The sequence below is a fragment of the Rhizobium altiplani genome (genome assembly GCF_001542405.1).
Classification (GTDB): Bacteria; Pseudomonadota; Alphaproteobacteria; order Rhizobiales; family Rhizobiaceae; genus Rhizobium; species Rhizobium altiplani.
This window is the reverse complement of the sequence record NZ_LNCD01000088.1, coordinates 20,926-42,365: the sequence shown is the minus strand read 5'-3', so window position 1 is coordinate 42,365 and position 21,440 is coordinate 20,926. Positions and strand designations below refer to the sequence as shown.

Below are 21,440 nucleotides of genomic sequence, written 5' to 3'. Positions count from 1 at the left end.
TGAAAAGGGCAAAATCCTTAGCTTTGGCATCCATGATTCTCTCCGGTTCGCGCTTGCGATCAGTGACCGCCCCTAGCACCCCCAGCGCAACGCCGCCGTCGCAACCGGCGAATCCCATAGGAGGAGTTCTTCCTCGCTGAGGATGGCGAGCGTGACGGAAAGGCCCTGCATATCGAGGGAAGTGGCGTAAGGGCCGACCAGCGAGCGTACGATCCTCAGGCCATGATCCGTCATGAAGCGGTGCGCAGTATTGTAGGCGAGATAGAGTTCGGCCGGTGGCGTACCGCCAAGTCCATTCACGAAAAGCAGTGCCTTATCCGCAACCGGGGCGACTTCCTTGAAGACTGTTTCGCTCAGATGCGTGATGATCGCATCTGCGCTGGAGAAGGGCTCTCTCTCGTGGCCTGGTTCCCCGTGAATGCCGACGCCCATTTCTATCTCACTCGGGCCGAGCGCAAAGGTTGATCGTTGCGTGTGAGGCACCGTTACGCCAGTCAATGCGACACCCATCGATCTGACGCGGGGCGAAAGATCACCGGCAAGGGCTTTCAATGCGGGGAGCGCCATGCCCTTTTCGGCTGCAGCGCCGAGAAGTCTCTCAACGATGACGGTACCGGCAACACCGCGTCGGCCGCGCCCGTCCTGCGTCCGCGCCGTTTCGATGTCGTCGCTCACGATCACCATTTCAATCTTGTGGCGGCTCGATGCCATCTCTGCTGCCATTTCGAAGTTCATGACATCGCCGTCGTAGTTCTTCACCACGAGCAGGCAGCCAGCCCCGGTATCCGCTTCCTCGATCGCGCCAACGATCTGGTCCGGAGTAGGAGAGGTGAAGATATGCCCGACACATGCCGCATCGAGCATGCCGCGGCCGACGAAGCCGATATGCATTGGTTCGTGACCCGCGCCACCGCCGGAGATGATTGCCACCTTGCCGGGAATGAGGTGACGACGGCGGACAAATTTACGATCAGCGCCGAACACAACGAATTCCTCATGGGCGCGCACAAATCCGTCGAGGCTTTCGGCGACCATTGTTTCCGCTGTATTCATGAATTTCTTCATCAAGCCCCTCCCAAGGCGATGATCATCTAGCGCCTCGTCGCGCGCAATGGCCCATTCAATCCGGCGATCCCGAAATTGCAGCGATCTTTTGCACCAAGTCGGTGATGGCCTCTTCAAGCAGCCGGTTGCGTCGTTCGTCACCGAAGTCAGGCACCATGATGGAAAGGTGACGCAATTTCTCCGAGGCGCCAAATTCCGGCAGTTTGCCGGGATGGGCGATCTGATAAGCGTCGAGAAAGCGTTCCTGTTCGGCGGCGCTGAAATGACAAACCCGGAAGATCGTCGCAAGATGCCGCGCCGGAAGAGGCGTCGCATAAATGGGGCTGGTTATCTGGGTGACGAAGCTGCGATGCTTGCCGAGTTCCGTCGCCAGTCGCTGACGGGTTCCCGAAGGCCGGTTTTCGATGATCTGCGCCAGAATATTCTTATAGGCGATAATGGCGTCTTCGGTGTCTTCGCGCGCCATCCCTATTCTCCGGCTGCCCTTGTCCCATCGGCATTCAGGCCGACTATGGCCGATCTTATCGTGGGAAGCCGATCTGGCGCCACGGAAAAATGCCGCAGACCGACGGCGAGAAGATCAGAGATACGCGATGGATCGCCGGCCATGTCTCCACAAATGCTGACCGGTTTGCCGCCGGCAAGCTTGACCGCATGTGCCACCAGGCGCAGCACTGCGGGCACTGCGTGGGCTTGATATCGAGCAAAGTCGGCCTGCTCGCGTGCGGAAGCGACCAGGTATTGCGAAAGATCATTTGTGCCAAACGAAAAGAAGTCTGCGTTTTCGAATTGATCGAGCATCAGGGCTGCCGCCGGGACCTCCACCATCATGCCAACAGGGGGAATACGGTGCGGGACACCCCGGCTTGCGAGCAGGCTGGATTCCTCGCGATAGATCTGCCTGATATCGTCGACATCAGACGGAAATGTCACCATCGGCAGCATGATGCGAAGATTGCCGAAGACGGCCGCGCGCAAAAGCGCTCGCGCTTGAACCCGCGCAATTTCGGGCCGGGCTAGCAGAAGACGAATCCCGCGCAACAAGGACATTTCCGTGAGGCCGGAGAGCGGCTTGTCGCCACCGATATCCAGCATACGGATTGTCACGGACCGGCCATCCGCCCAATCCAGGAGGTGGCGATAGATCTCGAATTGCTTTTCTTCGTTTGCGGCATCACCGAGCGACGTCACCGCGAACTCCGAGCGCACCAACCCTATTCCGGCGGTTGTCGCGACCGGGATCGCATCGATTTCGTCGGGAGCATTGACATTGATGGACAAGAGGACCTGCGCTCCGTCCGCGGTATGCAGGATTCCGCTGTCGAGTGGCGGTGCGGTGCTTGTTGGCGGACGTCTGACTTGCGTCGACGTCGCATGGTCCCTGGCTGTCTTGAGAATGACAACACCTGAATCACCGTCGACGCCTATGTGTTGCCCTCCCCCCGTCGCGAAACGGCCGGTACCAATCACCATCGGAACGGACCGGGATTTGGCAAGCAGGGCGACATGACCGACGGCACTCCCTCCGAAGAGAACGATACCGCCACCTGCCGACCAGTCATGGGCGAGGAAGCGGCTGGGCTCCATGTCCTTTCCGACATAGATGGATCCGGCTGGAAAGTCGTCGACGGGCGTTCCGGTGAGTACGGAAAGTACGCGGTTCTTGATGTCCAGTATATCGACGGCACGCGCCCTTAATTGATCTTCTTCCGAGCATTCCAGTTCCCGGATGTATCCATCGAGCGTTCCGATCCAGGCGAAAGCGACATTTTCACCCGCATCGATGCGCGCGCCGGCCATCTCGGTCAGCGTTGGATCGCGGAGCACCTCAATCTGAAACTCGACGATGTCGCCGCCCTCGGGGTCTGCCCCGGTGCCAAGGTCCTGTAGTTCGCGGATTGCGGTGTCGATTGCGCTGGCGAGTTCGGCATGGCCGGAGACGCTTGATGGCGGTGACGGGGCAGGGGCCATTGGTTCGGCGACGAAGGCCGGTCCGTTGGCAACACCTGGCGCCGCGCTCGTGCCTTTCAATCTAAGCGGAGCGGCCATGCTTCTTTTCCTCATCGAAATTGCGCTCGACGAGGCCCTTCAATGCCCGGATCGCTTCTTCGGCGAGGATTCCGTCGGCGCGAATCTTAAGCACCGAGCCCTTGCGGATCTTGGCGCCCATGATCTTGATGATGCTCTTTCCGTTCAGCCAGACGTCGCTGCCATTGACAGCGACCTCGATGGAGCAGGGGAACGACTTTGCCAACCGCGTGAACGTCACCGAAGGCCGGGCATGCAGTCCGACGCCATGCTTGACCTCGACCTCCGTCTGGCAACTGGCATGGACCTGCCCGGCCTCATGGGTTCCTATGCGCAATCCACTGCTCATCAGGGTGAGAGCTCCTCTGCCGTTGCGACCACCTTGGTCAGTGATGCGCCACCGGAGGCCTCGGCAGCGGCGATAACGGCTCCTTCAACGATAGGGGCGTTGCAGATCGATACCCGCTTCGACCGGGGCGAGCCGAGCATTTCGATTGCCATTTCGCTGTTGGTTTCAGCTCCACCCAGATCGACGAAGACGGCTACGCCGGCGTCCGACCAGGCTTCTTCGATGGCTTTGAGAATTCCGCCGGCATCCGTTCCCAACTCGCCGTGACTATTGCCACCGGACCAGGCCAGCGGCACGCTGTCGCCCACCATTTGCCGCACCATATCGGCGGTGCCACGCGCAATCAGCGGCGAGTGGGAGACAATTACAATTCCGACGTTTGGCGTCTTCACATTCATGCGCTGCGGTGCTCCTCGAGATAGCGGCAGATCGCGGTTGTCAGAAGCGCACAACTTGAAGCGCCCGGATCGACATGGCCGATTGACCGGTCACCGAGATAGGACGCCCGTCCGCGCATCGCCCTCATGGCAGACGTCCGCTCGGCGGCAACTTCGGCTTGACGTGCGATGTCCGTCAAAGATGAACGATGCGCGAGTGCGTCCTGAACCGGATAGAGAACATCGAGAAGGGTTTTGTCCCCGGCATGCGAGCGGCCACGACGGGCGACCGCATCAATTGCCTGCCTCAGTACCGCTGGAAAATCTTGGTTCTGGTTCAATGCACGGAGCTCGCGACCCATCTCCATGAGGAGTGTGCCATAGAGAGGGCCGGCCGCTCCACCGATGTTCATAACGAGCGTCAGTCCGATCTTTTCAAGCGCGTCGGCCAAGGGAAGAGTTGCAACAGAGGCTTCCTCGGCGCTGACTGCGTCGCAGCCACGGCGCATATTCGTTCCGTGGTCACCGTCCCCAATCGCCCGATCAAGCGCGCAGAGATGTTCGCTGTTTGCCGCAATCGTTGCCCGGCAAGTCTCGATCAGTCCCGTCAGAAGAACCGGTTCTGCCTGCATCCGATATCCTCCAATCGCCAATTCATGCCAGCGCTGCAACGACTTCGAACACGCCCGCCGTAGCGACAGCCCCCGGATCCGGCACTCCCTCCAGATCCTTCTCACCGACATAGGAGGCGCGGCCGGCCTTCGCCTTCAGCATCGCCTTTGTCGATTGAGCACCGGTAGCCGCAGCCTTCGCCGCGGCCGCGACATCACCTGATGCCAGGGCCGCGAGTGCGGGCGCCAGCGCGTCGACCATCGTGCGATCGCCGATGCCGGAGCCTCCATAGAACGTCATCCGATCGAGCCCGGCAAGCAGGGCAGCGGCTATATCAGCCTTTTCCGCCATGGCCTTTGCGGCAGCCGTAAAAAAGATCGAGAGCAGTACGCCACTGGAGCCGCCCATGCTCGTGCTCAGGATCTCACCGATCGAGGCCATGGTGGCACCAGCATCCTTCAGCGGCAGCGTGTCAATGCGGGAAAGAACGCTACGCGCCCCTGTTGCCACGGTGGAACCGGTATCGCCATCGCCGACGCGGCCATCGAGGCGATTCAACTCGCTTTCGAGGGAAATCAGATGCTCGCAGACCGCCGTCAAAAGGCGACGGCTCCGGCTGTCATCGCTAGCCGAGGCCACTTCATCCCGGCCAGATATCTTATCCGGGGCGGGAACGATGGCGATCTCGTGCCGTTCGGCGACGGGTGGCCAGGCATGCGGCCCGACTGCGGACTTCAGCGCGGCTTCGCGAGCAGCGTCCAGCCGAATGAGCGAAAGCGAAAAACCGTTCATGTTGAGCGCGGTCATCATCGGTGCCGGTCCGACGATCAGGCGCACGCGGCGCGTGACCGGCGAGGACAACACGGCATTGGCAATGACGCCCATCTCAAGTGGCGGCACTGCGCCAAGGTTGTTGATCAACAGTGCGTGGTCGTGCGCACTATCCAGTCTTGCGGCCAGTCGTTCGGTCATCGTCGCGACAAGGTCGACAACCGGTTGCAAGGCGATCCGCTCGACACCGGGCTCGCCATGGATGCCGAGGCCAAGCTCCCCTTCATTGGCGCCAAGCCGATCCTCATGCGCCTGACCGGGAACGCTGCAGGTCGAAAGCGACATGCCGAGCGAAACGATATCTCGGGCTGCGGCAGCCGCTTGTGCGGCGACCGTCTTCAGGCCGGCTCCTGCTTCGGCGTGGTAGCCGGCGATCTTATGCACAAACAAGGTACCGGCAACGCCCCGGGGCTGGTTGATTCCGGGGATCGCAATATCGTCGGCAACGATCACCATCTCGACATCGAAGCCTTCGGCACGGGCCTTTTCGGCAGCGAGGCCAAAGTTGAGCCGGTCGCCCGTATAGTTCTTGACGATCAGCAGGGCGCCCTTGGGGCCTGTTACCGTACGGATGGCCGTCAGCACGGCATCGACGCTCGGCGAAGCAAAAATCTCGCCCGATACAGCCGCTGTCAGCATGCCCTCGCCGACGAAGCCGGCATGCGAGGGCTCGTGACCCGCGCCGCCGCCGGAGATGATCGCGACCTTCGATTTATCCCAATCCGCGCGCAGGATCACCTTTATGTCGGGGAAGCTATCGAGACGGGCAAGACGACCGGCACTGCTTGTCAAGAGCAGACCATCGAGGGCTTCGGTAACAATGGTTTCCCGGCGATTGAAGAAATGTTTCATGGAGAGAGACCCGTCTTTTATGCAGTGTGTTTTGTATCGTTCAATTCTAGCCCAGACGCTGGCCGCTGGCGTCGAAATAGAGCGGATCGCGTAACGTGAGGCTGATTCGATCACCCGGCCGGATAGAGAGATATGGATCGGCAAGTGTGACGAGCTTGTGGTCGCGCACCCGGATGTGAAGGTGGTTCTGGTCGCCAAGGTGCTCGATCCAGTCGATTTCGGCATTGGCATTCTTTTCGACCATGATATCGAGATGCTCGGTTCGCGCACCGATCGTCCTGGTACCTGGGGGCGGATTGGCACCTGGCAGGAGATCGGCAGGCAGCAAGTTGATATGCGGTTGGCCAAGCCGGGCAGCGACATCGAGGCTGGTGGGATTGCCGTAGATTTCACGCGGCGTTCCGACCTGCAACAGCCTGCCTCCCGCAACAATGCCGATCCGATCCGCCATCGTCATGGCTTCGACCTGGTCGTGGGTCACGTAAAGCAACGTGGAACCGAGTTCCTTCTGGATCCGTTTGAGTTCCAGGCGCAGTTCGGCACGCAGCTTCGCATCGAGCGACGAGAGGGGTTCGTCCATCAGGTAGATGGCGGGCCGACGGACCAACGCCCGGCCGATCGCGACACGCTGCATTTCCCCGCCCGACAGACGCGTCGAACGGTTCTCAAGCTTGTGGTCGATCCGGACCATACGCGCAATTTCGCGCACGCGACGGTCGATCTCTTCAGCCCCTAGCTTGCGCACAGGCGCTCGCAGCGGGAAGGCGAGGTTGTCGTAAACCGTCATGTGCGGATAGAGCGAATACTGCTGGAAGACGAAGGCGACGTCGCGCTCGGCGGGCGCTTCGCCCGAGACGTTGCGACCATTGATCTCGATGCGTCCGCTATCCGGTCGTTCGAGGCCGGCAATGAGGCGCAGCGTCGTCGTCTTGCCGGCACCGGTCGGCCCAAGCAGGACGACGAACTCGCCATCGCGGATGGAAAGGTTGAGATCAGACAGAGCCTGCGTATCGCCAAAACGCTTGTCGAGGCCCTTGAGGACGATGTCAGCCATGCTCGGCCTCCGAGTAGAGTGCCGAAGCAATGGCGCGGCCAGACTGGCAGTCAAACAGCGCGAGCTTGGCCGAATTGAAGTCAAGACCGACCGTCTCGCCGATACGGAAGTTGCGGTTTGCCGGAACTCGCGCCTTGATGACGCCGCTCGACGTCTCGATCGTCACGACCTGATTGGTCCCGAGGTATTCGCTGCCATAGACCGCTCCCCTCAAGGGCGACGTATCGCTCAGGCGAATATGCTCGGGCCGAACCCCGAGCGCCAGTTCGGCCTCGGCCAGGTCCTGGTGCACCTCGGGAACGGCGACATCGACCCCATCAAGCGAGACGGATCGCGCGCCTGTCTGCAGCCCCGAGGTGAAGCGCATGAAATTCATCGACGGCGAGCCGATGAAATCGGCGACATACATGGTGGCGGGCTTGCTGTAGATTTCCTGGGGCGTACCGAATTGCTCGATGACCCCGTGGTTCATGACGGCAATCTTGTCGGCCATTGCCATCGCCTCATGCTGGTCATGGGTGACGTACACCGTCGTCGCTTGAATGCGGTTGTGCAGTTCACGAAGTTCGTGAACCATGACCTCGCGAAATTCGGCGTCGAGCGTCCCGAGCGGTTCGTCCATCAGGAAGCATTTCGGACGGCGTACGATGGCGCGACCGAGCGCCACACGCTGCCGGTCACCGCCGGCAAGACCGGAGACCGATCGGTCAAGGATATGATCGATCTGCAGCAGCCGCGCGGTTTCCTCGACGCGCTGGCGGATCTCGGCCTTCGGCATGCCTTGCGACAGCAGCGGAAAGCCGATGTTCTTGCGCACGTTCATATGTGGATAGAGCGCAAAGAGCTGGAAGACGAAAGCGATATCGCGCGCGCTGGCGCGGTTGAAGGTGACGTCCTCGCCGTCAAGATAGATCTTGCCGCTGGTCGGCAGCTCCAGACCGGCGATCATACGCAGTGTCGTCGTCTTGCCGCAGCCGGACGGACCGAGCAGTGCCAGGAATTCGCCGTCATGGATGGTAAAGCTTGAATCCTGCACAGCGACGAAGCTGCCGAATTGCTTGCGGAGATTTTCTATTCTGATGTCCGCCATGGCTCACTCCGGAAACTTCGAGACGATGATGAACATGGCCGTGCCCGCAAGCAGCGTCACCAGCGAGTAGGTGTAGAGCACCAACAGGAATGGCTGGAAGAGCATGAGGAAGCCGATGGCAATCAACGCGGTTGCAATATTTTCCATTGGACCGCGACGCAGAAAGAACGGGCGCTTCGGGCGAGGTGGGCGGCGCGGTGTTTCTACGAGGTGGGTCATTTGCGGACCGCTCCGAAGGTGATGCCACGCAAGAGCTGCTTGCGCAGGAGAATGGTGAAGACGAGGATCGGGATCAGGAAGATCGTTGTTCCCGCCGCGACCGCCGGCCAGTCCTGACCGCCTTCGCCGATAATGGTCGGAATGAAGGGCGGTGCCGTCTGGGCTTCGCCCGATGTCAGTAGCGCCGCAAAGGCATACTCGTTCCAGGCAAAGATCAGACAGAAGATCGCGGTGGCGGCAATGCCGGTCGTTGCTTGCGGCAGGACGACTTTCCAGAAAGCCTGCAGCCGCGTGTAGCCATCGATCATCGCAGCCTCCTCGTACTCCCGCGGGATCTCGTCTATGAAGCCCTTCAGGAGCCAGACTGCAAGAGAGACGTTGACCGCGGTGTAAAGCAGGATCATGCCCAGCGCCGTGTCGGAAAGACCAAGCTCCCGGTACATGAGATAGATTGGGATGGCGACGGCGATCGGCGGCATCATGCGGGTCGACAGGATGAAGAACAACAGGTCGTCGGCAAGGGGGACCCTGAAACGCGAGAAGCCATAGGCGGCCAGCGTTCCCAATGAGACGGCCAGGAATGTCGAGCCGAAGGCAATCACCAGCGAGTTGGCAAAGCGCGGCAGGAAATTCGAGGGACCGGCGATCACCATGTTGCGCTTGCGGGTGACCTCGTCGCAGGTGCCTGTCGGCGCGGGCAGGGAGGCGATGTATTCCGGCGTTTGCCGCGTCCTTGTTGTCAGGAGGTTGCAGTAGCCTTCCAGCGTCGGTGTGAAGATGATCTTCGGAGGATAGCTGATGGAGTCCGGCGGAGACTTGATGCTGGTCAGGAAGATCCAGACGAGCGGGATCATGGTGATCAGGGCGTAGAGGATCACGATGGTGCCGGCGATCCGCTTGTTGGCCCGGCTCGGTTCGACGACGGAATGGGCTGAGGTGACGGAGCTCATCGTTGCTTCACCTTGTTGAGTGCCTTGACGTAGATGTTGGCGAGGCCGAACACGGCAACGAAGAGTATGATGGCAAAGGCAGAGGCCCGACCTGTTGCCCAGCTCTCGAAGGCCGTGCGCTTCAAGGTGATCGAGGCCACTTCGGTGGTCGAACCCGGGCCACCCCCCGTCAACAGTGTAACCATGTCGAACATCTTGAAGTTCTCGATGCCGCGGAACAGTACGGCGAGCATGATGAAAGGCAGGGCCATCGGCACGGTGATCGACCAGAATTGCCGCCATGGGGAGGCGCGGTCGACCTCGGCTGCCTCATAGATGTAGTCCGGGATGGAGCGCAGGCCCGCCAGGCAGATCAGCATGACATAAGGCGTCCACATCCAGGTATCGACAATGATGATGGCCCAAGGCGCCAGCGTGACACTGCCGAGCATCTGGATGTCGGCAGTCGGAATGCCGGTGATGAGCGAAACCGCGTAGGCGAAAAGACCAATCTGCGGCTCGTAGAGAAAGCGCCAGAAATTTCCGACAACAGCCGGAGACAGCATCATCGGTATCAGGATGAGCGTCGTCCAGAAGGCGTGGCCACGAAACTTGCGATCGATCAGATAGGCGAGCGTAAAGCCGATAACCGTCTGCAGCAGGATCGTCCAAAACACGAAATGCGCCGTCGTCTGCATGGCCTGCCAGATATCGGGGTCGTTCAGGACACGCTGGTAGTTGCTAAATCCGACGTTCAGAACAGGCGCATTCGGGCGGTTGGCACGATAGTTCGTGAAGGACAGATAGATCGCCCAGATGAGCGGGAAGATGTTGATGGCGAGAAGCAGGATGATGGCCGGTGCAATGAACAACCAGGCAATCGCTCGGTCGGATAGTCCTCGGACACGGCGTGCGACTGATATCGGCGTCGCCCTCGCAGTCGCGTCAGCTGCCTTTTCGACCATGGAGGAAGATGAAATGTTCAAGATATCACCTGGTCTTTGCGTATGTGAGACACGTGGCGGCCCGGCAGTCTTGGCGATCCGGGCCGCCATTCTGGCAAGAATGTTTTGCGTCCAGCCGGACACTAGATCTTGCCGTCGTCCTTGAAGACTTCGGTCCAGTCTTTCACGAGGCCATCGAGCGCCTCCTGAGCCGTGCCGTTGCCAGCCACGACATAGTTATGAACGCGCTTCTGCATGTCCTGCAGGAGGGTTGCGTAGCTCGGCTCGGCCCAGAAATCCTTGACGATCGCCATCGAGTCCAGGAATGCTTGGGCATATGGCTGGCTGGACGCAAAGTCCGGGGCGTTCACAACTGACTTGAGGCACGAGTAGCCGCCGAGCTGCCACCACTTGGCCTGCACTTCAGGCTGGGCGAACCACTTGATGTACTGCAGCGCCGCGTCCTTCTTGTCGGAGTATGAGACGACCGAGATACCCTGTCCGCCAAGCTGGGCGAAATGTTTCTTTTCCGCCGGGTTGGGGAAGAAGCCGATCTTGTCGCCACCGACCTTCTCATCCTTGTAGAGACCCGGCCATGTGAAGGCGAAGTTCATCTGCATGGCCACCTGGCCGGACTTGAAGGCGTCGGCGGATTCAACCATGTAGACGTTGGAGCTGCCGGGCGGTGTGCAGCAGTCATAGAGCGCCTTGTAGAACTCCAGTCCCTTGACCGCATCGGGCGAATTGACGAAGCCTTCCATCTCGTAGGGCTTGTCTGGGTTGTCGTACTGGAAGCCCCAATCATAGAGGACGTTGGTCACGCCCATCGTGATGCCTTCAGAGCCGCGCTCCGTATAGATCGAGGCGCCGTAGACGGTCTTGCCATCGATCTCGCGCTTCTGGAAGAACTCGGCGATCTGCTTCAGCTCGTCGTAGCTCTTTGGCGCCGCGAGATCGTGACCATACTTTGCCTTGAATTCCTTCTGCAGTTCCGGCCGCTCGAACCAGTCCTTGCGGTAGGTCCAGCCGACCACGTCGCCCATGGCGGGCAGCGCCCAATAGTTCGGCGTATTCTTCGGCCATTCCGAATAGCCGACAACCGTCGCCGGCACGAAGTCATCCATCTTGATGCCTTCCTTGTCGAAGAAGTCATTGAGCTTGACGTAGTGGCCGTTTTCAGCCGAGCCACCGATCCACTGGCTGTCGCCGATGATCAGGTCGCAGAGCTTGCCATGGGAGTTCAGTTCATTGAGGAAGCGGTCTGCATAGCTCGTCCACGGTACGAACTCGAACTTCATTTCAGTGCCGGTTTTGGCGGTGAAATCCTTGGAGAGTTCGACCAGTGCGTTTGCCGGATCCCATGCGGCCCAGCAGAGCGTCAATTGGTCGGCTTTGGCGAGATTGGGCAGCGCCGACGAGATGATGAACGCCGAGGCCAGCCCGAGAAGGGCTTTCGATTTCTTTTGCATAAGTTCCTCCCAGAACCAAAGGCCGGCTCCCCGCCGACCGCGCAAGTTCACCCATTTGCGAGAATGCCTACATGAACTCCTCAACTCTCATGTTTAGCAAGATGTTTAGTGATAGATATTTTTATAAACATTGCAAGTGGCAATCGTTGTTGCTCCGCAGCAATTGCTGACCTCCATGCTTACCTGCGCCCATGGCCACAAGATCATTGCTGCCGGTTGAACCGACCGCGGTTACCTCAGAAACGGAGCCAGAGAGCGACCGCATTGGCGTCGTGGCAACGCAGCCGGTTATCTTGGCAGCTGGCGCTGCCGTAACAGATGAGTGAGAACTCCCCGGCTCTGCGATCCACAATCGCCGGGATTGATCAGCCTGCGCTTCGCGCTCTCCGGTCGGTGTCCGCCGCCACATAGTTGCGCCAGCCGCCATAGCTGGTGATGTCGGTGGCCCCTGTTATCCCTGCGGGCTCAACAAGGAAGCCCTTTGCTACAGTTCCGTCTGACAGACTGATTGAGCCAATTCCGAGAGGGGAGGGTATTGCCGCCACGAATTGCCCGAAGGCAGCGGGCGTCAAGCGCCAGACTTCCACGTCGATGCGGCCGCCTCTGCCGGCCTCGACACGGATCATCCCTGGCTTGGCGGGCACCTGGCCGGCAAGGGCATAGAGCCTGTAGGCATCCGATGTCTGCGCCTGCCGAGAGAAAACGGCGTAGAGGTCGCGCAGTTGGACGTTTAGTTGCATGCCGGAGAGATGCGCACCGACGACAACGAGATCGATCATCCCATCCTCATCAATTCTCGCCGGCTTCGGAAAAGCCGGTGGCAGAGACCAGCTTGTCGCTCCCAGACTGACACCGGCTGCTTGGTGGATCTCTCGGGCAAGGGACGCCGCCAGGCCATCCCGGCCGGACGGTGCCAAAAGGGTCACGCTCGCCGGGAGGCCGTCGGCACGCTTGCCAGTCGGCACGGCGATCCCGCACATATCGAGCAGATTGACGAAATTGGTATAGGTCCCAAGCCGCGAGTTCTCGCGGATCGGTTCGGCGGCGAGGTCGGCCAGCGTGTAGTGGCTCGGGGCCGTCGGCACACAGAAGACGTCGACAGCGTCGATGAGCAGCTGCACTGTCTGCTTCAGAGCCTGAAGTGCGTAGAGACCATTGAAGGCATCGGCTGCGCTCAGCGCCTTCGCGCCACCGTAGATCTTGCGTGTGACCGGATGGAAACTTGCCTCGTTGGCATCGAAGAAGGGCTTCACCGCGGCATAGCGTTCCGCCACCCAGGCGCCTTCGTAGAGCAGATTGGCAACCTTGTAGAAATCTCCGAACGGCACCTCGACCACGCGATGGCCGAGCATCGTCAGCATCGCGAGCGCGTTCTCATACGAAGCCTCCATGGTGGCGTCGCCAAAGAACCGGCGGTCTGCCTTTGCAGGAACCCCGATGCTCAGGACCGGCGGAAGAGAACCATAGCCGGATGCGGGTATGTCCTTCGAGTAAGCATCCGCCGCGTCGTAGCGCGCGGTGGTGTCGAAGACACGCCATGCATCATCGACGGTAAGGGCAAATATGGAAACACAATCGAGCGTGCGGCAGGCCGGTATCACCCCCGCTGTCGAAAGGGCGCCGACGCTCGGCTTGAGGCCGACGATGTTGTTAAGTCCTGCGGGGATACGGCCGGACCCGGCCGTATCCGTTCCGAGCGCGAAACTGACGATCCCTTGGGCGGTGGCGACGGCCGAGCCGGAGCTGGAACCGCCGGGAACGAGGTTGGCGTCGATGGCGTTGCGAGGGATCGGGTAGGGCGAGCGGACGCCCACGAGGCCCGTGGCGAACTGGTCGAGGTTTGTTTTGCCGATGACGAGGGCCCCGGCCTGTTTGAGCAAGCGAACGACGGTCGCATCAACAGCCGCTACATAGGAATAGTCAGGGCAGGCAGCCGTTGTCGGCATGCCGGCGACATCGATGTTGTCCTTCACGGCAAAGGGGATGCCCCAGAGCGGCTTGGCCTCGGCATCAAACGGACCCAGCGCTTCCACTTCGGCAAGCAGCGCCTCGCGATCGGAGATGTGAAGAAAGATACCCGGATCGTTGACTTCGGCCAGGCGCGCAAACACCCGGCCAATGATCGTGTCGGGGGTTCCACCCAAAGCGTAGAATGCGTGCAGCGATGCGATGTCGAAAGCCGGTGCGCCGGTCATGCTATTTCCTCTTCCAGTATCCTTACGGGCCGATCCCATTGGATCAGCACCACGCAGCCGGTGTCACTCCACACGGAATGCTCGGTTCCAGCCGCATTCACGACGTAGCTGCCGCGGCCGTAGTCGCCGGCCTCATCGGATTGTGTGCCTTCCAGGACCAGGATGGTTTCGAGCCCCTCGTGTCGATGCCGCGGTACGGAGGCCCCGGCCTCGTATTTCAAAAGGGCGACCCCCGGCTGATCGTTTTCGAAAGGGCGGATCCAGTGGATCGAAACATCCTCACGAAATGGAGAGAAAGTCAGCTCTTTCCAGCCACCTAGCGTCAGAAGCTCGCGTGTAGTCTCAGGCATGACCAATCGCCTCCAATATGTCGTCCACATGTGAAGTCCATCCGACGATCCCGCCCTGGGCGCGGATCATGGCGATGGCGGCATCCTTGAACTCGGGAAAATAGCTCTCGGTAGCTTCTTCGGCGAGAAGGCATTCGTATCCGCGATCATTGGCTTCGCGCATGGTCGTCTGAACGCAGACCTCGGTTGTGACGCCGGCAAAGACAAGCTGGCTGATGCCCCTCGCTTTCAAGATGTCGCCGAGTTCGGTCGCGTAAAATGCCCCTTTGCCCGGCTTCTCGATCACGATTTCGCCCTCGACGGGGGCGAGCTCCGCCAGGATCGCCGTCCCAGCCTCTCCGGCAATCAAGATCCGCCCCATCGGCCCGTCATCGCCGATCCGAAGGGTTGGAGCGCCGCGGTTGCGCTTGGCGGGAGGCAGATCGGAAAGATCCGGCTTGTGGCACTCCATGGTGTGAATGACAGGCAGGCCGGCCTCGCGAAATCCCTCAATCAACCGTTTGACGTCGGGAATAATCCTGGTGATGCGGCTGACATCGTTGCCGAGGCTTGCGCCGAAACCGCCTGGCTCGGCAAAGTCACGCTGCATGTCGATGACGATCAGCGCCAGTTGGTCGGGCCTGGCCGGAAAGGCAAAAGGTTGTGCCTTGATGTCTGCCATCAGTGATGTCCTGCCATATGCGCGCCGATGACCGAGATATCGGCCGCGCGCGCCGGGGTTTCGTAGACCAGCTTGCCGTCCGAGATGACCATGATCCGGTCGGACATCTCCAACAGTTCGTCGAGATCCTCCGACAGCAGCAGCACGGCAGCTCCGGAGTTGCGCGCCCTCATGATGCGAGCACGGATTTCCGCCACAGCCGAAAAATCGAGGCCGAAGCACGGGTTGGAAACGATCAGGAGATCGACCTCGCCAGTCAATTCACGCGCCAGCACCGCGCGTTGCACATTGCCGCCGGAAAGGGCTGCGATCGGCGAGGCGGAGGAGGCGGTCCTGACCTTGAAATCGGCGATCAGATCCGTCGCCCGCTTCTTCATCCTGCCCTTGTTGAGCCATATCGCATCTTTTCCGTCGCTTTTGAGATCGAATGTACGGAAGGCAATATTCTCGCTGACGGTCATGCGCGGCGCGCAGGCATTCTGAAGAGGCTCCTCGGGAATGAAGCGCACATTGTTCCGGCGCGTTTCGGGCCGTGTCGCGCCGTAGGCGTCGCCGTTGACAAGCACGCTGCCCGCCTCGGTCGGCCGCTGGCCGGCCAGGATCTCCGTCAGCTCTTTCTGGCCGCTGCCCGATATGCCGGCGATCCCGACGATTTCGCCGGAGCGAACCGTCAGCGTCTCGATCTCAATGGTTTTCAACCCCGAGCGATCCGGTGCCTTGACCTTTTCCACCTTGAGAACAGGCTTTGCCATCTCAGACACTGGCACGCGTGTGTCGAGCTGGGCGAGCTTGACGTCGCCAATCATCATCGCCGCCATCTCTGAGGTCGACAGCTGGCCGACCCCGCCGCCGCCGACCAGCTTGCCGCGCCGCAGGATCGAAACTGCGTCGGCGAACTTCGTCACCTCATGGAACTTGTGTGAGATCATCAGGACGGTCAGCTCGCCGCGATCCGTCATGCCGCGCACCAGTCCGAGCATTTCGTCCGCCTCGGCTGGCGTCAGCACGGATGTCGGTTCGTCGAGCACCAGAAAACTGCGGCCGAGATAGAGCTGCTTGACGATTTCGAGCTTCTGCTTTTCGCCGGCGGCCAGCTCGCTGACGGGGCGATCGAGCGGAATCTTGAACGGCATGTGCTCCATGAAGGCTGCAAGGTCCCTACGCTCCTTGACCCAGTTGATCACCGCGGGCACGGCAGCCCGGCTGATGACGAGGTTTTCCGCGCCCGTCAGCGACGGCACCAGCGTGAAATGCTGGTAGACCATGCCGAGCCCATAGGTTGCCGCATCCCTGGGAGAGGCGATCGCCACTTCGCGCCCATCGACCGAGAGCGAACCCGAGGTTTGATGGTAGAAGCCCATGATGCACTTGACGAGCGTTGACTTGCCGGCGCCGTTCTCGCCGAGGAGCGCATGGAAGGTTCCGGCCGGGATATCGATCGATACGTGGTCGAGCGCCGTGAAGCTGGCAAACCGCATCGTCATGTCGAGCGTCTGGATGCCGACGGCCTTGCCAGCCTGGGGAAGAGGCGTGTCGCGTACGATGCTCACTTCAGGTCTCCTTTTTCGACGATAATTGCCACCGGCCCGCCACCTGGCGGTCCCTGATGTTCGGCACCGCCCGATACGTATAAGTCGGTCATGCCGAAGACGCCGGCGAGTACGCCGCCCACAAACGCGCGGGCATGGCGTGTGCCGGCGAGATCGGAATCGTTCAGCATGGTATGGCGCCTGCCACCAACGTGACCGGACGGATCCGGTTCGGCCTTGGCCAGCACGGCCGCGAGCCTTCCTTCCGCCGGCAGACGATCCCAGGCAGCGCGGACGGATCCAGTGTCTATCGCGTCCCGCATGACGGCATGGTCGATGGTGAGAGGCCCGGACCATTTTGCGCTCATGCCGAGTACAATGACCTCATGATCCAAGAGCTCGACGCCTGAAGAAGCCGAGGCGCATCGGGAATAGAGATCGAAGCGGCTACAGATGTCAGTGTCGTCGATGGCGTCGATATCCACCTCGCCAAGTGCAACGGCAACGCCAAGGGCCGACGCGCCGCGTGACAGCGCCATTGATTTCAGCGTATCGCGCGTCGCCGTCGTCTTGCCGGCTGATTCCGCGTCGGCAATCCGCTCAGAGGTCAGCAGCGGGCATTTGATCTGCACGAAGTGGACATCGGCGGCGTCCTCGATCCCGGCATCGCGGATGGCGGCTTTAACCGCCGCCGCCACCATGCGGACCTGTTCTCGCCTGCCGAGTTGTTCAGGCGGCAGGGCAGGGGTGCGCGCCACGCCGATTGCCAGAGCCCCTTCTCCGGGCTCCTCGACCTGTTTGCGCGTGAAGATGGTCCAGTGAGGCGAGAGCGCGCCTTCCGTGCCGCCGGACATGACGATGGAGACGCCTTCTACATCCTGCTCATCGAACAGCCGCTCGAAGCTGCGTGTGGCGTAGCCGCGGGTGAAGTCGTTGACGCAGCCGTTGCCCTCGGTCTTGCCAAGCACGGCGACCACGTCGGAGGCGTCAACTAGGCCGGCAAACAGGGCTTCGACACCGGTGACATCGTCCGGACTGCCTGCCGGGACGCGAAAGACATGAGCACGCAAGGAGGGCATCAGGGAAGGGCCTCGATCAGGGTAGCCGCGTTGGACACAGATCCGAATACGCCGCCCTGCATCTTCACCATCTTGATGGCCGCGAGGTGGTTGCCATGATCGGTGGCGCCGCAGCAATCCTCGAGCAGCAGGCACTCAAAGCCGCGATCGTTGGCCTCGCGCATCGTCGTGTGAACGCAGACATCGGTGGTGATGCCTGTCAGGATGATGTTCTCGATCCGCTTCTGGTTGAGGATCAACTCCAGATCCGTGGCACAGAAAGAGCCCTTGCCGGGCTTATCGATGATCGTCTCGCCCTCGATCGGTTTCAGCTCGTCTATAATATCCCAGCCCGGCTCCCCGCGAACGAGGATGCGGCCGCAAGGGCCGGCATCGCCGATGCCAGCGTTAATACGCTGCGAGCGCCAGCGCTTGTTCGCCGGCAGGTCGGCGAGATCGGGCCGATGACCCTCCCGGGTGTGTATGATGTGATAGCCCTTGGCGCGCATGGCCGAAAGGACCCTCTTGATTGGCTCGATCGGTGCGCGCACGAGCGAGAGATCATAGCCCATATGATCCACGTAGCCGCCTGGACCGCAGAAATCCGTCTGCATGTCGATGATGACGAGCGCCGTGTTGTCCGGCCTCAGCGCGCCGTTGTAGGGCCAGGCATAGGGATCGGCATTGATGTAGCGTCCCTTGTTTTCGACCATCGCATCCATCGTCATCTCCTATTCGCCCGCAAGTTTGAAAGTTTCGCCATAGCGTCGCGCCGGCTTGTCGAAGCCGCAGGACGTCCCGTCGACGACCTTGACCTCATCTTCCCAGGGCAACCGGTACCGGCCCGCGATGAGATCGTGCATGTAGCTGTAAGGCGCGTCCCCCGCGCCGCCGGCGACGGCGACATAACCGCGATGGCCGAACTGGTAGATATTGTTCTCGACGCCCCAGCTGCGCCGCGCCTCACGCACCAGGTCGGGGCGGACCTCGGCGGTGATGATCTCGTTCGGACGACCGGACGTGCCGTGGGCGATGATCGTGCCGTCGAAATTGCAGATCATGCCTTCGCCCATGGAGTCGAACGTGCCGTCCGAACCGCACATGCAGACGCTTGCGGTCACCATCAGATTGCAGAAGGCGTTAGACTGGTTGGTGAACTTCCAGCTGTCGCGGATCGGAGCGGTATAGCCGGCCGTCCGGATCATGATCTCGGCGCCCTTGTAAGCACACTCCCGGGCCATCTCCGGAAACATCCCGTCATGGCAGATGATCAGTGCGAGCTTCGCGCCTTTTGGTCCCTCGATCACCGGAATGCCGAAATTGCCGGGCTCCCAGGGCTCGACCGGCACCCATGGATGCATCTTGCGATAATGGAGTTTCAGTTCGCCTCTGTCGTCGATGACGATGCCCGAATTGTACGGCATCCCATCCGGATTGAATTCCATGATCGAGAAACAGCCCCAGATGCGGTTTTCGCGGCAGGAATTCGTGAAGGCAGCAACCTCCGGCCCGTCGAGCGAACACATGATCTCGGGATTGATGTCCATCGAGAGGCCATGCAGCGCATACTCGGGGAAGACAACCAGATCCATACCTGCCTGGTTGCGACGGGCCTTGCCAACGAGGTCGACGATAACCTTGGTCTGCCTTGCAAGGTCCTCCCTGGTGACCGTGACAGGAAGCTGAAGCTGAACGAGGCCAATGCCGACGCCATGTTCCGATTTGTTAAGGCCGCCGAGACCATTCATGGCAGATCCCCTATTTCGTGAGCGACAATGCGCCGGGGGCACCGGCAAGCGAACGTGTTGGTGAGGACGTGGCAATGAGGATGACGAGCGTCAGCACGTAGGGAGCCGCATAGAACAGGTAGTAGCCCTGCGTGACGCCGACCGACTGCAAGGCAGGACCCAGTGCGCCGGCGCCGCCGAAGAGAAGGGCGGCCAGGAAGCAGCCCATCGGGTTCCAGCGCGCGAAGATCACCAGCGCCACCGCCATCAGGCCCTGTCCGGAAGAAATGCCTTCGTTCCAGGAGCCGGGGTAGTAGAGCGAGAGATAGGCCCCGCCCAAGGCGGCGAGCGATCCGCCGACGCCGGTGGCGAGCAGCCGGACACGATCCGGATTGATCCCCATCGCCCGTGCCGCATCGGTGCTGTCGCCGACAACGCGCAATACGAGACCGACACGGGTGTTCTTGAACCCCCACCACAGGAAGAGAGCCAGCGCGCCGCCCACGATGAAGAGCACATTGATGTTCAGTGCCGCCTGAACCTGCGGAAGGTTGGACCACCCACCGAGCGGGATCGACGGCAGATGCGGTGCTGCCGGCTGAATGAAGGGCTTGCCGAGAAAGAAGGCCAGTCCCAGCCCGAATTGCATCATGGCAATGCCGATCGCGATGTCGTTTACCTTCGGCCACTTGCAGATCCATCCGTGCATGAGGCCGAAGACGGTGCCGGAGCCCATGGCCGCCAGCACGCCGAGCCAGGGCGAGCCGGTAAGCACGGCGACCGCGTAGGCCGTCATGGCCCCGAAGACCAGTGTACCTTCGAGGCCAAGGTTGATGCGGCCGGAGCGTTCGGTGATGGTCTCGCCGAGGCTGACGAAGATGAAGGGCGTCGAGACGCGGATCGCGCCCGCAAGGACGGCGAGGGGTACACCCCAGATGCCGATGCCGCTCGCTTCCATCATGGGCTCCTTTTCCAGAGGTCGGGATTGAAGATCTTGAAGCGACCGTAGAAGGTCTCGCAAAAGAGGATGACGACGAAGAGCATGCCCTGCAGCACCAGGACCGTTGCGTCAGGCAAGGCCATGCGGCGCTGGATGAGGCCGCCCGACGCATCGATGCCGCCAAGCAGGATGGCGACCGGAATGATCGCCAGTGGATTGTGCCGCGCCAGGAAGGCGACGAGGATACCGGTATAGCCGTAGCCCGCCGCCAGCGAGGCATTGGCGCTGCCTTGGACGGCGGCGACCTCGATCATGCCCGCAAGGCCGGCAAAGCTGCCGGCGATCGCCGTGAAGCCGACGATCAGGCGACCGACCGGCAACCCCTGTATCTGCGCGGCGCGAACATTGCCGCCGGCGATGCGCGCCGCGAAGCCATAGCTCGTGACCTCGATCAGCACCCACGAGACGATGCAGGCGACAACGCCGATTGCGAGCCCCCAGTGCACATCCATTCCGGGTATCTTGCCGAGCATGTATTCGGCGGGCAGGGGGGTGGTGGAGGGTTTGTTGAGGCTCGCCGGATCGCGCAGTGGCCCTTCGACGAACTGGTTCATGAGGGCGATGGCGATATAGGCAAGCAGCAGCGAAGAAATGGTCTCGTTGACCCCGCGATAGTGCCGCAGGAAGCCGGCAAGACCGATCCAGATGCCGCCAACGAGCATCGCCGCCGCCGCCATGAGCAGCAGAACGAGGAAGGCGGGCAGCGTTCCGACGAACGGTAATGCGGCCGCCGCCGCAGCAACGCCACCCAATACGACCGCGCCCTCGCCGCCGATGATGACGAGCCCGAGACGCGCCGGCAAGGCGACGCAAAGCGCCGTCAGGAGAAGGGGGGCGGCGCGGCTGAGGCTGTTCTGGATCGAGAACCAGCTGCCGAAACCGCCTGTGTACATCAATTGGAACAAGGTGGCCGGCGATTTGCCGATCACCAGAATGAAGATGGAGAAGAGCGCCAGCCCGATCAGGATCGCGCCGCAACTGATGACGACAGGTTCCGCGCGTCGTGCGACCCACTCAAGGATGGGTCTAACTACGGACGATCGTTGGGAAGCGATGGCTATTGCTGAGGTATTCGCCTCGACTGTCATGACGCTTCTCCCT

22 protein-coding genes are annotated in these 21,440 nt (G+C 61.1%); all 22 read right to left on the bottom strand.

What is annotated here, in order from left to right; all coding sequences use genetic code 11:
* Positions 1-72 precede the first annotated feature (72 nt).
* On the bottom strand, positions 73-1,065 hold the full coding sequence (locus AS026_RS21490) for a dihydroxyacetone kinase subunit DhaK (RefSeq protein WP_062371675.1): 993 nt from the start codon (positions 1,063-1,065) through the stop codon (positions 73-75).
* A 55-nt stretch (positions 1,066-1,120) separates the two neighbouring features.
* Complete coding sequence (locus AS026_RS21485; protein ID WP_062371674.1) at positions 1,121-1,531, bottom strand: hypothetical protein; 411 nt, start codon at positions 1,529-1,531, stop codon at positions 1,121-1,123.
* 2 nt (positions 1,532-1,533) lie between these two features.
* Positions 1,534-3,114 carry a putative PEP-binding protein gene (locus AS026_RS21480; protein ID WP_062371673.1) on the bottom strand — a complete coding sequence of 527 codons (1,581 nt, stop codon included), beginning with the start codon at positions 3,112-3,114 and terminating at the stop codon, positions 1,534-1,536.
* Positions 3,098-3,442, bottom strand: a complete 345-nt coding sequence (locus AS026_RS21475) for an HPr family phosphocarrier protein (RefSeq protein WP_062371672.1) — start codon at positions 3,440-3,442, stop codon at positions 3,098-3,100. The genes AS026_RS21480 and AS026_RS21475 overlap by 17 nt, the downstream gene beginning before the upstream one ends.
* Positions 3,442-3,840 (bottom strand): dihydroxyacetone kinase phosphoryl donor subunit DhaM, encoded by a 399-nt coding sequence (gene dhaM / locus AS026_RS21470; RefSeq protein ID WP_062371671.1) that lies wholly within the window; start codon positions 3,838-3,840, stop codon positions 3,442-3,444. The genes AS026_RS21475 and dhaM overlap by 1 nt, the downstream gene beginning before the upstream one ends.
* The gene (dhaL, locus tag AS026_RS21465; protein ID WP_062371668.1) at positions 3,837-4,451 is read right to left on the bottom strand and encodes a dihydroxyacetone kinase subunit DhaL; all 615 of its coding nucleotides are present in this window, start codon (positions 4,449-4,451) and stop codon (positions 3,837-3,839) included. The genes dhaM and dhaL overlap by 4 nt, the downstream gene beginning before the upstream one ends.
* Positions 4,452-4,473: 22 nt before the next feature.
* Positions 4,474-6,114 (bottom strand): dihydroxyacetone kinase subunit DhaK, encoded by a 1,641-nt coding sequence (locus AS026_RS21460; protein WP_062371665.1) that lies wholly within the window; start codon positions 6,112-6,114, stop codon positions 4,474-4,476.
* 46 nt (positions 6,115-6,160) lie between these two features.
* Positions 6,161-7,168 carry an ABC transporter ATP-binding protein gene (locus tag AS026_RS21455; RefSeq protein WP_062371662.1) on the bottom strand — a complete coding sequence of 336 codons (1,008 nt, stop codon included), beginning with the start codon at positions 7,166-7,168 and terminating at the stop codon, positions 6,161-6,163.
* A complete protein-coding gene (locus AS026_RS21450) occupies positions 7,161-8,258 on the bottom strand; it encodes an ABC transporter ATP-binding protein (protein ID WP_062371660.1) in 1,098 nt (365 codons plus the stop codon). The genes AS026_RS21455 and AS026_RS21450 overlap by 8 nt, the downstream gene beginning before the upstream one ends.
* Before the next feature lie 3 nt (positions 8,259-8,261).
* Positions 8,262-8,477 (bottom strand): hypothetical protein, encoded by a 216-nt coding sequence (locus AS026_RS21445; protein WP_062371658.1) that lies wholly within the window; start codon positions 8,475-8,477, stop codon positions 8,262-8,264.
* The gene (locus AS026_RS21440; protein ID WP_025658499.1) at positions 8,474-9,427 is read right to left on the bottom strand and encodes a carbohydrate ABC transporter permease; all 954 of its coding nucleotides are present in this window, start codon (positions 9,425-9,427) and stop codon (positions 8,474-8,476) included. The genes AS026_RS21445 and AS026_RS21440 overlap by 4 nt, the downstream gene beginning before the upstream one ends.
* Positions 9,424-10,392 carry a carbohydrate ABC transporter permease gene (locus AS026_RS21435; RefSeq protein WP_025658500.1) on the bottom strand — a complete coding sequence of 323 codons (969 nt, stop codon included), beginning with the start codon at positions 10,390-10,392 and terminating at the stop codon, positions 9,424-9,426. The genes AS026_RS21440 and AS026_RS21435 overlap by 4 nt, the downstream gene beginning before the upstream one ends.
* 101 nt (positions 10,393-10,493) lie before the next feature.
* The gene (locus AS026_RS21430; protein ID WP_062371648.1) at positions 10,494-11,819 is read right to left on the bottom strand and encodes an ABC transporter substrate-binding protein; all 1,326 of its coding nucleotides are present in this window, start codon (positions 11,817-11,819) and stop codon (positions 10,494-10,496) included.
* A gap of 365 nt (positions 11,820-12,184) precedes the next feature.
* Positions 12,185-14,014, bottom strand: a complete 1,830-nt coding sequence (gene atzF / locus AS026_RS21425) for an allophanate hydrolase (protein WP_062371646.1) — start codon at positions 14,012-14,014, stop codon at positions 12,185-12,187.
* On the bottom strand, positions 14,011-14,364 hold the full coding sequence (locus AS026_RS21420) for a cupin domain-containing protein (protein WP_062371643.1): 354 nt from the start codon (positions 14,362-14,364) through the stop codon (positions 14,011-14,013). The genes atzF and AS026_RS21420 overlap by 4 nt, the downstream gene beginning before the upstream one ends.
* On the bottom strand, positions 14,357-15,025 hold the full coding sequence (locus AS026_RS21415; RefSeq protein WP_062371641.1) for a cysteine hydrolase family protein: 669 nt from the start codon (positions 15,023-15,025) through the stop codon (positions 14,357-14,359). The genes AS026_RS21420 and AS026_RS21415 overlap by 8 nt, the downstream gene beginning before the upstream one ends.
* Positions 15,025-16,575 (bottom strand): ABC transporter ATP-binding protein, encoded by a 1,551-nt coding sequence (locus AS026_RS21410; RefSeq protein WP_062371639.1) that lies wholly within the window; start codon positions 16,573-16,575, stop codon positions 15,025-15,027. The genes AS026_RS21415 and AS026_RS21410 overlap by 1 nt, the downstream gene beginning before the upstream one ends.
* A complete protein-coding gene (gene atzD / locus AS026_RS21405) occupies positions 16,572-17,633 on the bottom strand; it encodes a cyanuric acid amidohydrolase (RefSeq protein WP_062371638.1) in 1,062 nt (353 codons plus the stop codon). The genes AS026_RS21410 and atzD overlap by 4 nt, the downstream gene beginning before the upstream one ends.
* Positions 17,633-18,334 carry a biuret amidohydrolase gene (biuH, locus tag AS026_RS21400; RefSeq protein WP_062371714.1) on the bottom strand — a complete coding sequence of 234 codons (702 nt, stop codon included), beginning with the start codon at positions 18,332-18,334 and terminating at the stop codon, positions 17,633-17,635. The genes atzD and biuH overlap by 1 nt, the downstream gene beginning before the upstream one ends.
* A gap of 9 nt (positions 18,335-18,343) precedes the next feature.
* Positions 18,344-19,360 carry a formamidase gene (locus tag AS026_RS21395; protein WP_062371636.1) on the bottom strand — a complete coding sequence of 339 codons (1,017 nt, stop codon included), beginning with the start codon at positions 19,358-19,360 and terminating at the stop codon, positions 18,344-18,346.
* Between the two features lie 10 nt (positions 19,361-19,370).
* The gene (locus tag AS026_RS21390) at positions 19,371-20,297 is read right to left on the bottom strand and encodes an ABC transporter permease (protein WP_062371711.1); all 927 of its coding nucleotides are present in this window, start codon (positions 20,295-20,297) and stop codon (positions 19,371-19,373) included.
* Complete coding sequence (locus tag AS026_RS21385) at positions 20,297-21,427, bottom strand: ABC transporter permease (protein WP_062371634.1); 1,131 nt, start codon at positions 21,425-21,427, stop codon at positions 20,297-20,299. The genes AS026_RS21390 and AS026_RS21385 overlap by 1 nt, the downstream gene beginning before the upstream one ends.
* Positions 21,428-21,440: the final 13 nt, after the last annotated feature.